The organism is Vibrio furnissii CIP 102972, from assembly GCF_000176175.1.
Taxonomy (GTDB): Bacteria; Pseudomonadota; Gammaproteobacteria; order Enterobacterales; family Vibrionaceae; genus Vibrio; species Vibrio furnissii.
In genome coordinates this window covers 16,059-32,131 of record NZ_ACZP01000020.1, presented here as the reverse complement: position 1 = coordinate 32,131, position 16,073 = coordinate 16,059, and the positions used below count along the sequence as shown (strand labels likewise).

Here is a 16,073-nt window from a genome sequence, read left to right as displayed (position 1 = left end):
AAGTCAGTTAATCGGCGGGGTAAATTACGCCGAGAGAAGCCAAGCGCGTCGCACCCGTCACACGGGGCAGATTGCTCGGCAGATTATGCATGCGGCGTTGCGCCAGCCAGGCAAAGGCCATGGCTTCCATGTAATCGCCATCGACACCTTTGGCGGTGGTCGGCGCCACTTGCCAACCCGGCAGCAAAGCGTGTAATCGCGCCATTAACAGCGCATTTTGCGCGCCGCCGCCGCACACCAACAGTTCGGGGGCGGGGCCTTCGGCAAAGCGCTGCACGTCATTGGCAATACTGCGCGCGGTCAGTTCACATAAGGTGCGCTGCACATGGCTAGCCGCGACATGATGATCGGCCAGTTTGTTGTCCAGCCATGGCAGATTGAACCATTCGCGTCCGGTGCTTTTCGGCGCCGGCTTTGCAAAGTAGTCGTCGCTTAGCAGCGTGGTGAGTAGCGCAGCATCGAGTTCGCCGCTGCGTGCCCAGTCGCCATTGCGATCATACGCTTGGCCGGTGTGGCGCTGGCACCAACCATCCATCAACACGTTGCCAGGGCCGGTGTCATAACCCACCACGTCACCGCCGGGTTTGAGTACCGACACGTTGGCGATGCCGCCGATGTTAAGCACCACCACGCTGGAATCGCGCACATCAAAAATCGTGCGGTGGAATGCTGGCACCAGAGGCGCGCCTTGACCGCCCAATGCGATGTCTTTGCGACGAAAGTCCGCCACGGTGGTAATGCCCGTGCGGGCGGCAAGAATATTGTGGTCGCCAATTTGTAGGGTGAACGGAGTTGCACCGTTTGGCTGGTGGAAGACCGTTTGGCCGTGATTGCCAATCGCGCGAATCTGACTGGCGTGATGGCCGCTGTGCTTCAGGAGGTTGAGCACAGCATCGGCATACAGATGACCAAGCAAGTGATCCAGCGTGCCAATCTCTTGCACGTTGGTTTCCTGGCCCAGACATACCGCCAAGAGGCGCTGTTTGAGATCGGCAGGCATGGGCAGAAAATCGTGTGCCAGCAGTTCAATCTGATGGTCCGTCAGGGCGACCAGCGCCGTGTCGACGCCGTCCATGCTGGTGCCAGACATGATGCCGATGTACAGTTCGCGTTCAGTCATTCTGTTATCCGATTGTCATATTTCTCGTTTCCGAGGGCGAAGTCTTTAAAACTCATTGTAATTGAAAAACAAACTGAATAACCTCATTTGCTGTGACAAATTTTGACAATCCACCGTGATGAATGAAGGGGAAAACATGGGACCGTTATGGCTAGACGTTGAAGGTTGTGAACTGACGGCGGAAGACCGCGAAATACTGGCGCATCCTACCGTTGGCGGTGTCATTTTGTTTGCTCGTAACTACCACGACAACCAACAATTATTGGCGCTGAACACCGCCATTCGTCAAGCGGCGAAGCGCCCGATCCTGATTGGTGTGGATCAAGAAGGTGGCCGCGTGCAGCGCTTTCGCGACGGGTTCAGCAAGATCCCCGCGGCGCAACTGTACGCGCGCAGCGACAATGGCGAGCAGTTGGCCGAAGACGGTGGCTGGTTGATGGCGGCGGAACTCATCGCGCACGACATTGATCTCAGCTTTGCGCCTGTATTGGATAAGGGCTTTGATTGCCGTGCGATTGGCAACCGCGCCTTTGGTGACGATGTGCAAACCGTGTTGACCTACAGCAGCGCCTATATGCGCGGGATGAAATCTGTGGGGATGGCGACCACCGGCAAACACTTTCCCGGTCACGGTGCGGTGATTGCCGATTCCCATCTGGAAACGCCTTACGATGAACGTGATTCGATTGCTGATGACATGACGATTTTCCGCGCGCAGATTGAAGCGGGCATTTTGGATGCCATGATGCCAGCGCACGTGATTTACCCGCATTGTGATGCCCAGCCCGCCAGCGGATCTCCGTATTGGCTGAAACAGGTTTTGCGTCAGGAACTGGGTTTTCAAGGCATCGTGTTCTCGGATGACTTGAGCATGGAAGGTGCGGCGATCATGGGCGGCCCGGCAGAGCGTGCGCAGCAGTCGCTGGATGCCGGTTGCGACATGGTGCTGATGTGCAATAAGCGCGAATCGGCGGTCGCGGTGTTGGATCAGCTACCAATCAGTGTGGTGCCGCAAGCACAGTCGCTGCTGAAACAGCAACAGTTCAGCTACCGTGAACTGAAAGCGACTGAGCGTTGGAAGCAGGCGTCTCAAGCGCTGCAGCGTTTGATTGACGCGCACAGCTAACGGCACATTCGCGATCAAGAAAAGGCTCCCATGGGAGCCTTTTGTCATTGCAGCGATTGCGCGGCCAACGGTTAGTGAAAGCCCAATTTCTCTTTTAGTTCTTTGAGGTAACGGCGACTGACGGGTACTTGATGGCCGGAGCGGGTGATGATCTCCGCCAACCCGTTTTCCAACAGTTTGATTTCTTTGATCGCTTTGGTGTTCACCAGATACTGGCGATGACAGCGCACCAACGGCGTTTTCTCTTCCAAAATTTTGAGCGTCAACTGGCTGGTGGCGCGTTGCTGATGGGTTTGTACGTGCACGCCGCTGATGTCGCTAAACGCAAACTCCACATCGACTGTCGGCACAATCACAATGCGGTTCAGGCCAATGCATGGCACCTGATCCAGATTATTTGGCGCCAGGGCGGAGTAGTCTTGCGTCTTGTTCACGCTGCGCCCCAAGCGTTGGATGGTTTTTTCCAACCTTGCCGGGTCAATCGGCTTGAGCAGGTAATCAAACGCATTGTCTTCAAACGCTTGCAGCGCGTATTGATCATAAGCGGTGACAAACACCACTTTGGGCATGGTGTCTGGATCGAGCATGCCTAGCAACTCAATACCGGTGATTTGTGGCATCTGAATGTCCAGAAACACCACATCTGGCTTGAGCTGATTGATTTTTTTGAGCCCTTCGATGGCGTTGTTGGCTTCGCCAATCACCTCGATCTCACCACTCTCTTCCAGCAATTCTGTCAGCTCTTCCCGAGCGAAGAGTTCGTCATCAATGACCAGTGCAGATAGCATTAATACGTTCCTTTATGCGGAATGACAAAACTCATCCGCGTGTATTGATTGGGTTCCACTTCAATGTTTAGCGCGGAGCTGGCGCCGAATTTATAGGTCAGGCGCTTGGCCACAATTTGCATGCCGAGGCCATCATGATCCTCACGTGGCGCTTGGTAGCTGCCAGCATTGTCTTCCACCACGATGCGGTGCCCACGAGCATCGGCCATGCTGTAGATGCGCACTTTGCCCCCTTCGAGCAAGTTGGAGGTGCCATGTTTGATGGCGTTTTCCACCAACGGCTGCAAGGTAAAACTCGGCACGTTGCGCTCCAGCAGCGCTTCGTCGATGGCAATCTCGACATCCAGCCGATCGCTAAAGCGTGCTTTTTCAATCGTCAGATAGGCATTGACGTGGGCCAGCTCTTCTTTGAGTGTCACGGTGCCGATGTTCTGCTTGAGGTTGCTGCGAAAGAACTGCGACAGGTGTTGGATCAGCTCGCGCGCTTTGTTGGGATCGCGGCGAATCACTGCGCTGATGGTGTTGAGTGCGTTAAACAGGAAATGCGGATTGACCTGCGCTTGCAGCAGTTTGATTTCCGCGCGCGACAACAAAATTTGTTTCTCTTGATACTCGCCATACAGAATCTGACTCGACAGCATCTGGGCGATGCCTTCCGCCATCGACATATTGATGGTTGAAAACAGCTTCCGTTTCGGTTCGTACAGCTTAATGGTGCCGATGACCCGATCACCGGCGCGAAGCGGAATGATCAGCGCTGAACCGAGTTTACAGGTTTTCGACAGTGAACACTGATACGGGTGCTCTTTGCCGTCGAGGTAGATGATGGCGTTGCGCGCAATGGCATCTAACGTGCTTTGCGATGAAATCGGCGTATTGGGTTTGTGGTGGTCATCGCCGATGCCCACGAAGGCGAGGATCTTCTCGCGGTCGGTAATCGACACCGCGCCCACGTTGGTTTGTTCGTAAACGATGCGTGCGATCTTCTCGGCATTCTGCGGGTTGAAGCCTGCGGCCAGAATGCCGACCGAGCGTTCAGCAATGTTCAGTGCCCGGCGTGAAAACGTGGCCGAGTACTCTTCAAAGATGGTTTTGCGATCTTGCAGAATGCTCATAAACAGCGCCGCACCGACAGAGTTGGCGATGATCATTGGCGCCGCGATGGTGGAGACCAGCGCATAGGCTTCATCGTACGGTTCGGCAATCATCAGAATCAGCAGCATTTGCACGATTTCGGCAAACAGCGTGACGGCAAACACCACGCTTGGGCTAAACAACAAACGGCCTTTGCCTTTGCGCAGCAGATAGGTATGCAGTAAGCCGCCAATGATGCCTTCGGCGGTGGTCGAGACCGCGCAGGCCACGTCGGTAAATCCCCCTAACGTGTAGCGGTGAATCCCGCCGGTAAAACCGACCGCAAAGCCAATCACAGGGCCACCAAACAATCCGCCCATCACGGCGCCAATCGCTCGGGTATTGGCAATCGCATCATTGATTTGCAGGCCAAAGTAGGTGCCCATGATGCAAAACAGCGAAAACAGCACATAAACACTGAGCTTGTGATTTAAGCGACGTGAGATATTAAGCAGCGGCAAAAAGATGGGGGTCTTGCTGAGCATGTAAGCCAGAACCAGATACACACACATCTGCTGCAACAGAGAGAGAACTAAATCCATATACCTTTCTTCATTGAATGCGAGACGTCATGCCTCGATGTCAATCTCATGTTTGTCACCGCTTTCTGAAGCCTGCCGTTGACGCACAGAGAAAGGGTGTGAATGTGGTTATTTTAGGGGAGTTAGAACGAATAAAACACGCTTGATTCGTAACTTTGGGTATCAAGCAGCGAAAATAATGAATGTAAATTTAATTTTACATTAAATGTTTTTTAATATTTACACTTGCATTGTTTTTAAAGGCTGTTAATTTGTTGCTTATTCGGTTTGGGCACTCATGACGATGTTGAGTGTAAATAAATTTATACAGGTGATGCGATGAAGAAAAGTGAACTAAGCGATATCAACATTGTTGATGAACAGATACTGATTACCCCGGATGCACTGAAGGCAAAATTGCCATTGAGTGACAACGCGCGTCGTTTTATCCGTGAATCGCGTCAAACCGTTGCGGACATTATTCACAAACGTGACCATCGCCTGTTGATTGTGTGTGGCCCGTGTTCGATTCACGATGTGGATGCGGCCAAAGCGTACGCCAAGCGTCTGAAAGCACTGTCAGAACAACTGAAAGATCAACTCTACATCGTGATGCGCGTGTACTTTGAAAAACCGCGCACCACCGTGGGCTGGAAAGGCCTGATCAACGATCCGCATCTCGACGGCACATTTGACATTGAGCACGGTCTACATGTTGGCCGCCAACTGCTGGTGGAACTGGCGGAGATGGAAATTCCCCTCGCGACCGAAGCGCTGGATCCGATCAGCCCGCAATACTTGGCCGATACGTTTAGCTGGGCGGCGATTGGCGCGCGCACCACGGAATCACAAACGCACCGCGAGATGGCCAGCGGCCTCTCAATGCCGATTGGCTTTAAAAATGGGACTGATGGCAGTTTGTCCACGGCGATCAACGCCATGCAGGCCGCATCGTCGAATCACCGCTTTATGGGGATTAACCGTGAAGGGCAGGTGGCACTGCTGACCACCCAAGGCAACGCCAACGGCCACGTGATTCTACGCGGTGGCAAGCAGACCAACTACGATTCAGTCTCTGTGGCGGAATGTGAAGAAGCGCTGGAAAAAGCGGGCTTAGACGCCGCGCTGATGGTTGACTGTAGTCACGCCAACTCACGCAAAGATTACCGTCGTCAGCCGCTGGTCGCTGAGGATGTGATTCACCAAATTCGTGAAGGTAATCAGTCGATTATCGGTCTGATGATCGAAAGTCATCTCAACGAAGGTAACCAATCAGCAGAGCAGCCGCTGGATCAAATGGCTTACGGTGTGTCGATTACGGATGCGTGTATTAATTGGGAATCAACTGAGGCATTATTACGCCACGCTCATCAGGAGCTGATTCCCTGTTTAGAAAATCGCCTCAAAGGTTAAGTAAAGGATTGCCCATGGCCGTAGAACTCAATGAATTGCGTGATCAGATTGACGCTGTCGACAAGCAGATGGTGGAACTGTTGGCTCGTCGTCTGGCGTTAGTGGAAAAGGTTGGCGAGGTCAAAAGTAAACATGGCTTGCCCATCTATGTTCCCGACCGAGAAGCCGCCATGCTGGCCTCTCGCCGTGAAGAAGCGGAGCGCAAAGGCGTGCCACCGCAACTCATTGAAGACATTCTGCGCCGCACCATGCGTGAGTCATACGCCAGTGAAAAAGATTCTGGCTTTAAATGCCTCAACCCTGAACTGCGTTCGGTGGTGATCATCGGGGGGAACGGTCAGTTGGGCGGTCTGTTTGGCCGCATGTTCCGACTCTCGGGCTACCAAGTGAAAGTCTTGGGCAGCAAAGATTGGGATCGCGCCGATGAACTGCTCAGTGATGCAGGTTTGGTGGTAGTCACAGTGCCCATTCATCTCACCTTGGGTGTGATTGAAAAACTGAACAACTTGCCGAAAGACTGCATTTTGTGCGACCTGACCTCGATCAAGGCCAAGCCGCTGCAAGCGATGCTCAAAGCGCACCAAGGCCCGGTGGTTGGGTTACACCCGATGTTTGGCCCCGATGTGCCGAGTTTGGCAAAGCAGGTAGTGGTGTATTGCGATGGTCGTGGTGAAGAACACTACCAATGGTTGCTAAAACAGATTGGGATTTGGGGAGCGAGTTTGTGCCAAATTGATGCGGCAGAACACGACCACGGCATGACCCTGATTCAGGCGTTGCGTCACTTTACGTCGTTCGCCTACGGTCTACACCTGTCTAAAGTGAATCCGAATCTGGCCCAATTGCTGACGCTCAGTTCACCGATTTACCGCTTGGAGCTGGCGATGGTTGGGCGTCTGTTTGGTCAGGATCCGAATTTGTATGGCGACATTATTCTTTCGTCGGAAGATAACGTGGAGATGATTCAACACTTCTACCGCAACTTTGGTGAAGCGGTCAAACTGATTGCTGACCATGACAAAGACGGGTTTGTACAGAATTTTGAAAAAGTCAGCCAATGGTTTGGCAACTACTCTCAGCAATTCATGCTTGAGAGCCAGAATTTATTAAAACAAGCAAATGACTCGATTCATCGAGGCTAATCTCCCCCGAATATTTGCGCTGCTTTGGCAGCGCTTTTTTTTTTGCCTGTGCGTCACGCGTCCTCGCTGTCGCCCAAATCCGCTAGGTATTCCATTTCACGATGCAGCAAACTGTCGCTGCCGACGTTCAGCTCCACCAACCGTTTGAGATGGCCAATACTGTCAATGTCAATGTGGTCGATTTTGAGGCGTAAAATACGTTCATCCTGACTGATCAGGCGTGCGGTCAATGTGATGTTGATGTCGCTGTCGGGCAGCATAAAGGCCACATCGACCAATCTGGTGGGGTCCAAATCGGGCTCATCGACGGCCCATAACAGCAGCCCATGTAGCGATAAGTCCTGAATACAGGTCGCCAATTGATACTCTCCCTGAAAGAGAGTGGCCGGAGCCTGATAAATGATGCGGGAAAATCGGCGGCGTTCAATCATAGCGTTCTCACTTTACTGGCAGGTCAAGCCTTTCAAGCATAGCAAACCTGAGCCGATTCCACCGAATGAGTGACTGCGAATCGTCGCCATACAAAAAGGCCGCATGATGCGGCCCTTTAATTGTGTCTGTGAATGACTTGCGTGTCTGCGAATTACTTGGCAATACGTTTGTATTTGATGCGGTGTGGTTCTGCCGCTTCAGGGCCAAGGGTTTTCTTCAGCCAATCCATGTATTCGGTGTAGTTGCCTTCGTAGAAGTTTACTTGACCTTCATCGCGGTAGTCGATGATGTGGGTCGCGATACGGTCGAGGAACCAACGGTCGTGCGAGATCACCATGGCACAGCCCGGGAATTCCAGCAGCGCTTCTTCCAGTGCACGCAATGTTTCGACGTCCAGATCGTTGGTTGGTTCGTCGAGCAACAGCACGTTACCGCCGGCTTTCAGCAGTTTCGCCAAGTGCACACGGTTACGCTCACCACCAGACAGTTCGCCGATCACTTTTTGTTGATCCGAGCCTTTGAAGTTAAAGCGAGAGCAGTATGCACGCGCTGGAATTTCAAAGTTGTTGATCTTGATGATGTCTGCGCCTTCCGAGATCTCTTGGAACACGGTGTTCTTGTCGTTCATTGAATCACGGAACTGATCCACAGACGCCAGTTTCACCGTGTCGCCCATTTCGATGGTACCGGAATCGGGTTGTTCTACGCCGCTCAGCATCTTGAACAATGTGGATTTACCTGCACCGTTGGCACCGATGATGCCGACAATCGCACCTTTTGGCATGTTGAATGACAGATCGTCGATCAGCAGACGACCGTCAAATGACTTGCTCAGGTTCTTCACTTCGATCACTTTGTCGCCCAGACGTTCGCCTGGCGGAATGAACAGTTCGTTCGTCTCGTTACGTTTCTGGTGATCAGTGCTTTGCAGTTCTTCAAAGCGAGCCATACGCGCTTTTGATTTTGCTTGACGACCTTTCGGGTTTTTACGAACCCACTCCAGCTCTTTCTCGATGGTTTTTTGACGAGCGCTTTCTTGCGATGCTTCTTGTTGCAGACGCGCATCTTTTTGCTCTAGCCACGAGGTGTAGTTGCCTTGCCATGGAATCCCTTCGCCACGGTCAAGTTCTAGAATCCAGCCCGCTGCGTTGTCTAGGAAGTAACGGTCGTGCGTGATGGCCACGACGGTACCTGAGTAATCCACCAGGAAGCGTTCCAGCCAAGCCACAGATTCCGCATCCAAGTGGTTGGTTGGTTCGTCGAGCAGCAGCATGTCTGGTTTTTCTAGTAGCAGACGACAGATCGCAACACGGCGACGCTCACCACCGGACAGATGGGCAATTTTCTGATCCCATTCAGGCAGACGCAGCGCATTGGCGGCACGCTCAAGCGCGTTTTCAAGGTTGTGGCCATCTTTCGCTTGGATCAGGGCTTCGAGGTCGCCTTGCTCTTTAGCCAGTGCGTCGAAGTCTGCGCCGTCTTCAGCGTAGGCCGCGTAAACTTCATCCAGACGCTTGAGAGCGCCTGCAACGTCAGAAACGGCTTCTTCAACCACTTCGCGAACGGTTTTTGATTCATCCAGGACAGGTTCCTGAGGCAGGTAACCGACTTTTAGACCTGGTTGTGGACGTGCTTCGCCATCGATATCGGTGTCGATGCCCGCCATGATACGTAGCAGAGTCGATTTACCCGCACCGTTCAGACCCAAAACACCGATTTTTGCCCCTGGGAAGAAACTCAGAGAGATGTCTTTTAGAATTTGACGCTTAGGTGGCACAATTTTGCTCACCCGTGACATGGTATATACGTATTCAGCCATTGCCGATCGTTCCTAATCTTTCCAACAGAATAAAGCCGACATTCTATACTAAAGCATTCTCATTTGTTACTAGCGGCCAAGCTTTTCCCGCGTAATTGATGAGTCGCTCTAATAGTGTTTGCTGAGTTTGTAACGCTGGCACTCTTTTTATTCTCTGTCGCATTATTTACATCAAGTTTACATCTGGCTGCTTTACATTTCGCGCTAGAATTAGCGTAATAAATATCGGTTAAATCAGCTTTAAAGGAATAAGAGCCATGACGCTTTGGTGTGTTTTTAAGCCGCATCGTCTTGTATCGTCAATGTTGATGTTCAGTTCATTGATTAGCGGCACAGCGTTTTCAAGCTCTCTCGATCTGGATGCTCAGCGGGATCTGTATGATCAAGCCCAGCAGTGGCTTGATGACAAAAATGTAGATGAATTTAAGAAACACCGCCGTCAGTTGGCCGATTATCCACTGACGCCCTACCTCGACTACCGCAGTTTTCTCATTGATTTGGGCTCCAAGCCGCCGATTGCGGTGCGGGCGTTTATCGATACGCACCGTGATTTTCCCTTTGCCAATCGCATCAGTGCGCCGTATCTGGATGCACTCGCCAGTCAGGAGAAGTGGGGCGCGCTGCTACAGTTTTCGCCCAACGAACCCAATGGGGAAACATATCGCTGCCACTATTACAACGCCAAGTTGCAAACGGGCAAACGGGCAGAAGCTTATGCGGGAGCGAAATCGCTGTGGCTCAGCGGCGGCAGCGTTGCAGATGCCTGTGACCCGCTGTTTGAGGCGTGGGACAAGCAAGGTGGCCTCACGGATACCTTGGTCTTGGATCGCATGGTGCTGGCCTTTGAAGGTCGCAACCGCGCGCTGATGAAGTACCTACTCAAGAAAATCGATCGCCCAGCCAACGCCAGCATCGCGCAAGAGATGCTCGACTTATACGATAAACCGGAAACGGTGGTGGCGTTTGCACAGCGTCATGCCAAAGCGGCGCTGGCACGACGCCAAGCTGAGTTGGCGTTGGAAAAACTGGCGCGCATCGATGAACTGAAGGCGCAACGTGCGTTGGCCGAGGTGGTCAAAGCGCAGCATTGGAGCGCCGCTCAACAGGCGCGCATTGGCCAATACATTGCGCTGCGAATGATGGATGCCGAATCACTGGAACTGCGTCAATGGCGTGATGGCGTGATTGCGGGCAGCAGTAACATCAACCTGATTGAAACCCGTATTCGTTTGGCGCTACGCCATGTGGATTGGCAGGGCGTGACCGATTGGATTCAGCAACTCCCTTCAGCAGAGCAAGCGACCACGCGTTGGCAATATTGGCTCGGTCGCAGTGACATGGCGCTTGGGCACAAAGATGCGGGAATAAAACGGCTACAAGCGATTTTAGGGGAGCGCAATTTTTACAGCGTTGCGGCCGCCAAAGCGGTGCAGCAATCGGTGAATTATCCGGTGTCGACGCTTGATCTCGATTCGAACAAGGTCAAACCGTATCAAACGGCGCTGGTGAGAATTCAAGAGCTGATTGATCGCGATAAAATAGCCGCGGCGAAAAGTGAATGGAGCTGGCTACTCAGCCGCGTCACGCTGGAAGAAAAAGAGATGTTGGCCGCCTATGCGGCGAGTAAACGCTGGCATCACCTGACGGTCACCGCATCGATTTCGGCACGCATGTGGGACAACATGACGCTGCGCTTTCCGATGGCGCATCAATGGTGGTTTAACTTCTACGGTGAAAAGCACGGCATTGATCCGATCATGCTGATGTCGCTTGCGCGTCAGGAGAGTGCAATGGATTCGGAAGCCCGCTCGCCTGTGGGCGCTCGTGGCATCATGCAGATCATGCCTGCGACTGCGCGCTATACGGCGAAGAAATATCAGCTCACGTATGATGATGCGGACGAGTTGTACCAAGTCGGCAAGAACATCGAAATCGGCAGCCATTATCTCAATGGTTTGCTGGAACGATATGACAACAATCGAATCTTTGCTTTTGCGGCGTACAATGCCGGGCCGCAACGGGTCGACCGTTGGCGCAAAGAAACCGATGGCCAGTTGGATGCATACGCCTTCATCGAAGCGATTCCATTTCGAGAAACACGCGGCTATGTGCAGAACATTTTGATGTTTGAAACCTACTACCGTGACTTGATGGGCGTGGACGGTGCATTTTTAAATCAGCATGAGGTGGAGACAAAATATTGATTCTGTTTGAGTGTTCTCTACAATAGAGGCGTGTATCACTCAACGAGTACAATCATGTCCCAACAACCTGAGTACAGTGACTGGTCGCAGCTGATGACGTTAGTCAAACAGGCCGCAGACCAAGAGCAGCACGCGATGCTGCTAACGATGTTAATGACCCCAGATGAGCGCGAAGCGTTGGTGGCGAGGGTCAATATTCTCTGTGAACTGTTGAAAGGTGAGATGTCACAACGACAGGTGAGTCAAATGTTACGGGTCGGTGTTGCGACAATTACTCGTGGCTCCAACGAACTGAAATCTCGTTCTGACGCCGATCGGGCCATCTTGAGTCAATTGATTCTGAAATAAAAAAACCAGCCTTGGGGCTGGTTTTTTTATCCCTGCACTTACAGGTTGGCGGGAAAGTGGTCGGGGTTTGTAAACGGGATCAACGCTAAAATCAGCGCCTGATGGTACACCGAGCTGCGAGTCAGGTGATGCTGAGTCAGTAAGCCAATGGCGCCGCCTTTCTGTTTGATGTTCTCGGTGCCAAACACCGCATCCATCACATCGCCCAATTCATGGGCATCGGCCAGTTGATGCAGCACTTCAGGTGGCAGCATCAAGCTGGCAGAGCGCGATTCACCGCGCTGAGTGTCCGATTCGATGATCATCCACGCAAATGTCACTCCCGCATCAATGCCCGCTTCAAGCCCCACGTAGAAATCTGCGCCGGGACGATGTTGCTTGGCATTGCGCACGCGATTGAGCGCGCCCAGTTTGGTCTCGTGGTCGCTCATCGGCTGATCGGCCACTTCGCTCGGGAAGCTGATGCCTTCAAAGGCAAATGTGTGTTCAGGAAATACGGTTGAAAAAGCACTCTCCACCGCACGAATTTTCGCAGGGTTAAGAGAAGCAATGATCACTTTTTTCATAGGACGGAGTCATCTCATTCGGTTGTTGCCAGGCACAAACTTCGCTCAGTGACATGGGTTTCCCAAAGAAGTATCCCTGCATGTAATCGCAGCGATAATTCGCCAGCCACTGATGCATTGTTTCACTTTCGATGCCCTCCGCGGTCACTTTCATGTGCTGGGAGTGGCACAAGTCAATCAGGGGTTTAATGACTTTCTGTTTGTTGGTGGCGATCAGTGTATCCAAAAATGCGCGGTCGAACTTAATTTTTTGCACAGGGTACTGCACCAGTTGGGCAATGGAGGTGTAGCCCGAACCGAAGTCGTCAATGGTCAAGCCATAGCCCAAGCGGGACAGCTCATGCAGCAGCGGGAAACTCTTGGAGTCGGCGGCAAAGGTTTCAGTAATTTCAAAGTCGACCCAGTGCGGCACCACTTGGTGTTGCTGCGCATGCTGGTGGATAAACTGCGCCAGGTGTTGGGAATCTAGCTCCGCCGACGAGAGGTTGATGGAGATTTGAATCGGCTGGGTAAATTGTTCGCGCAGCGTGTTGAGTTCAGCAAACGCGGACTGAATCACCCAGCGGTCAATCTGGCCAAACAACCCGGTTTGTTCAGCAATTGGAATGAATTCATCCGGCGAGACGTCGCCCAACTGTTCGGACTCCCAACGCAGCAGCACTTCAAACCCAGCGACTTGATGGCCTGAGCAGGTGAAATACGGTTGATAGACCAAACTGAATTCTTGATCAAAATGCCCCAAGCGCAACGCGCGCTCAATCGTGTTGCGGCGCTGAACGATCTCATCGAGCTGCTGAGAGTAGTAAGCCACTTGGTTTTTGCCCGCGTTCTTGGCTTGATACATCGCGGTGTCGGCGTTAAGCAACAGTTTTTCAATCTGCTGGCCATCTTCTGGATAAGTGGCGATGCCGATACTGGCGGTGATTGGAAAGTGGCCCAATGGCGAGTTGTCCTGTTTTTGCATCGGGTCAAGCAGACGCTGGGCAAACTGAGTCGCGCAATCGACCTTGCGGCTCGGCGCGCAGAGCACAATCGCAAATTCGTCGCCGGACAAACGCGCGGCCAAACTATAGGTGTAGTGCTGTTGGTTGAACTCCTCACACAAGCGGCGTACGTGATCGGCAAAGCTGACCAGCAGCGAGTCGCCGATCTGGTGGCCGTATTTGTCGTTGACGTATTTGAAGTTATCCAAATCGATATACAGCACCCAGATATGGCTGTTTCGCGGCGTCTCCAGCAAGGTTTTTTCCGCTTGCACCTGAAATTGACGGCGGTTGGCCAGCTTGGTCAGGTGATCGTATTCCGCCAAGGTTTTGGTGCGTTGATAGGTGCTGTCGAGCTCGGTATACATGGCGTAGAAGCGTGAAGAGAGACGGCCGATTTCATCTTGGCTGTTCAGAATTTCAATGTTCTTACGCTGTTTGTTCTCAACTTCTTGTAGCTGCTTATCGAGGCGAAGAATCGGATTGATGACATGTTTGTAGAGCAGGATCAGCAGCAGCAACACGGTGACCAGTGCCGAGAAACCAAACGCCAGCATCAGCTCCTTTTGAATGCGTGCCAAGCGGTCACGAAACAGCAATGGCGCAGGGTCCAAAATGGCGTACATGCCCGGTTGCAGCTCGACGCTCTGCGTCAGACGCTGCGTGTTTTGCGGTGGATGGTCTTGAAAGAAAATGGGGCTTTGGTTATCAAATTCAATGTGTTGGCGCAGCGCGTTAAATTTATCCAGCACCACATACACCACGATAAAAAAGACTTCGTCGCGGTTGTAGCTCAGCGGTGTTTGCAATGTTTTAGTATCCAGCACGTCGTAGCGCACCAATATGCCTTCACCGGCTGAGTTTTCGGTGTAGCTGACATCGGAAGTACGCGCGGTTTGATTGAACCGCTGATCGACGAACTGTTTGACCAACGGATCCATTTGAGCAAACGGGTCGTAGCTGTTCTCGGCGTAGTAGAGAATGTTTTTGTCACCGTCGAGGATCGACAGCGCAACATGCTGACTATCGCTGGGTTGAAGAATACTGATGGTTTGATGCAAATTGTCCACGAGTTCTAATTCGCGGTAAGGATTGTGTTCGTAGTAGAAGTAATGGCGAATGATGTCGCTTTTGGCGAGCGTGAAGGAGTAACTGTTGACCAAGGCGCGCGTTTGCCTGAAATGGCTGGCCAGCTTTTCCATGCTCAATTGCAAATAGCTGTCGGTCCGTTTCAGCAACGCATCTTTCTGGCTGGTGTAAATGATATAGCTGGAGGCTGCAGCACTGAGCAGAATCACCGGCGCAATCAGCAGAAGGATTCTATGGTTGAGCTTCATGTTGGTTGATCACACTGTTAATTATTTTGGCTCTGACGTTGAGATTGCCCGGCGAGAGTTCGCTATCGATGATCCCTTGTTCGACGAGATCCGGTGCGGGAAACAGCGTCGCATCATTGCGATACTCGGGCGGCAAGAGATGCATGGCCCGCAGGTTCGGCGTTGCGCCTCGAATATCTGCGGCGTTCATGGCTGCAATCTCCGGTTGCATCAGGAATTCGAGAAACGCTTTGGCCTCTTGCTTGTAGAGGGAATGGCTATTGATCGCCATGCAATCTACCCATAAATAAGGTTGGCCTTGCGGCAGGCTAAAGCTCCAGTCATCGTTCGCAAAGAAACGATTGAGCGAATATTGATCGCCACTGTAGGCTAATGCCATGTAAAGATTGTCGTTTTCGGCATGGCTACGAACGTAACTGAGGGCATATTCGTAGGTCAAGATATTGGGATTGGATTGCTCCAATGCCAGATACGCCTGTTTGAGTACATCGATGGAATCGGTAATCGGTGACACTCCCAAGCTGTACAGCGTGGGCAGCAGTGTTTCGACGCTATCAGAAATGAGCCCGACGTGGCCGCGCATGTTCGGCGCAATGTGCACCAGTTGCGACCAATCGGTGGGGGGCTCGGCCAGCTTGCTTTTACGGTAGGCAATGCCCACGTATCCCCAGAAATAGGGCACGGCATGGCTGCCACATGCTTGATTCCATTTGGCCGCATTGTTGTCGCGGTTGGGCAAGTGTGACAAATCTTCAAACAGATCTTGGCGAGAGAAAATGTGGGCGGAGACGTTATCGAGCACCACCACGTCAAAAGGCAACTGCACGCTTTTGAGCATCAGCAAGCTGCGCTCGTCATCGTTATCGAAATGATAGAGGTTGAGCGGCGTGTCGGGATGGCGCTGATGCCAAGCATCGACGACTCGTGGAGAGAGCGTGTCTTCCCATAAATATAAGTTGAGTTCGCTACTTTGGACTGATGCTGTGAGGGCGCATCCCCCGAGCAAGGCCGTGAAAATCGATTTCGTCATCCGTTTTGAGTTCGCCCGGCTCCGCCGGTTCGATATCCTATTGCTGTCTTCGCCCAGTGCGCGACGAATCAAAAACTCGCCGGCAGTGCATGTATCACCACACGTGGAAA

13 protein-coding genes are annotated in these 16,073 nt (G+C 52.4%); 5 read left to right on the top strand and 8 right to left on the bottom strand.

Translation table 11 applies throughout. From position 1 onward, the window contains the following. Positions 1-7: 7 nt before the first annotated feature. A complete protein-coding gene (locus tag VFA_RS20650; protein WP_004728861.1) occupies positions 8-1,120 on the bottom strand; it encodes an anhydro-N-acetylmuramic acid kinase in 1,113 nt (370 codons plus the stop codon). 136 nt (positions 1,121-1,256) lie between these two features. Between VFA_RS20650 and nagZ the strand changes: the two genes are divergently transcribed. Then, positions 1,257-2,246, top strand: coding sequence for a beta-N-acetylhexosaminidase (gene nagZ / locus VFA_RS20645; protein ID WP_004728859.1), 990 nt, complete (start codon positions 1,257-1,259; stop codon positions 2,244-2,246). Positions 2,247-2,317: 71 nt separating this feature from the next. Here nagZ and btsR read toward each other — a convergent pair whose 3' ends face one another. Together btsR and VFA_RS20635 are read right to left on the bottom strand one after the other, a co-directional pair. Beyond that, positions 2,318-3,034, bottom strand: coding sequence for a two-component system response regulator BtsR (gene btsR, locus VFA_RS20640; RefSeq protein WP_004728857.1), 717 nt, complete (start codon positions 3,032-3,034; stop codon positions 2,318-2,320). Then, positions 3,034-4,710 carry a sensor histidine kinase gene (locus VFA_RS20635; protein WP_004728855.1) on the bottom strand — a complete coding sequence of 559 codons (1,677 nt, stop codon included), beginning with the start codon at positions 4,708-4,710 and terminating at the stop codon, positions 3,034-3,036. The genes btsR and VFA_RS20635 overlap by 1 nt, the downstream gene beginning before the upstream one ends. Positions 4,711-5,028: 318 nt before the next feature. On the opposite strand from VFA_RS20635, the gene VFA_RS20630 reads away from it, so the two are divergent. Together VFA_RS20630 and tyrA are read left to right on the top strand one after the other, a co-directional pair. Then, entirely contained in the window at positions 5,029-6,102 is a 1,074-nt protein-coding gene (locus VFA_RS20630; RefSeq protein ID WP_004728853.1) for a 3-deoxy-7-phosphoheptulonate synthase, read from the top strand. 14 nt (positions 6,103-6,116) lie between these two features. Further along, complete coding sequence (gene tyrA, locus VFA_RS20625; RefSeq protein ID WP_004728851.1) at positions 6,117-7,244, top strand: bifunctional chorismate mutase/prephenate dehydrogenase; 1,128 nt, start codon at positions 6,117-6,119, stop codon at positions 7,242-7,244. Between the two features lie 53 nt (positions 7,245-7,297). Here tyrA and VFA_RS20620 read toward each other — a convergent pair whose 3' ends face one another. Further along, entirely contained in the window at positions 7,298-7,675 is a 378-nt protein-coding gene (locus VFA_RS20620; protein ID WP_004728849.1) for a PilZ domain-containing protein, read from the bottom strand. A gap of 152 nt (positions 7,676-7,827) precedes the next feature. Continuing rightward, on the bottom strand, positions 7,828-9,495 hold the full coding sequence (gene ettA / locus VFA_RS20615; RefSeq protein WP_004728847.1) for an energy-dependent translational throttle protein EttA: 1,668 nt from the start codon (positions 9,493-9,495) through the stop codon (positions 7,828-7,830). A 257-nt stretch (positions 9,496-9,752) separates the two neighbouring features. On the opposite strand from ettA, the gene sltY reads away from it, so the two are divergent. Together sltY and trpR are read left to right on the top strand one after the other, a co-directional pair. Further along, positions 9,753-11,699 (top strand): murein transglycosylase, encoded by a 1,947-nt coding sequence (sltY, locus tag VFA_RS20610; protein ID WP_004728845.1) that lies wholly within the window; start codon positions 9,753-9,755, stop codon positions 11,697-11,699. A gap of 54 nt (positions 11,700-11,753) precedes the next feature. After that, positions 11,754-12,047 carry a trp operon repressor gene (gene trpR / locus VFA_RS20605; RefSeq protein ID WP_004728843.1) on the top strand — a complete coding sequence of 98 codons (294 nt, stop codon included), beginning with the start codon at positions 11,754-11,756 and terminating at the stop codon, positions 12,045-12,047. A gap of 38 nt (positions 12,048-12,085) precedes the next feature. On the opposite strand, the gene yjjX is transcribed toward trpR, so the two are convergent. Genes yjjX through VFA_RS20590 form a run of 3 tightly spaced genes read right to left on the bottom strand, consistent with a single transcriptional unit; the run spans position 12,086 to position 15,963 of the window. Next, a complete protein-coding gene (gene yjjX / locus VFA_RS20600; protein ID WP_004728841.1) occupies positions 12,086-12,613 on the bottom strand; it encodes an inosine/xanthosine triphosphatase in 528 nt (175 codons plus the stop codon). Next, positions 12,585-14,933: a putative bifunctional diguanylate cyclase/phosphodiesterase gene (locus VFA_RS20595; protein WP_004728839.1), complete on the bottom strand. Its 2,349-nt coding sequence runs from the start codon at positions 14,931-14,933 to the stop codon at positions 12,585-12,587. The genes yjjX and VFA_RS20595 overlap by 29 nt, the downstream gene beginning before the upstream one ends. Continuing rightward, entirely contained in the window at positions 14,917-15,963 is a 1,047-nt protein-coding gene (locus tag VFA_RS20590; protein ID WP_004728837.1) for a polyamine ABC transporter substrate-binding protein, read from the bottom strand. The genes VFA_RS20595 and VFA_RS20590 overlap by 17 nt, the downstream gene beginning before the upstream one ends. Between the last annotated feature and the right edge of the window lie 110 nt (positions 15,964-16,073).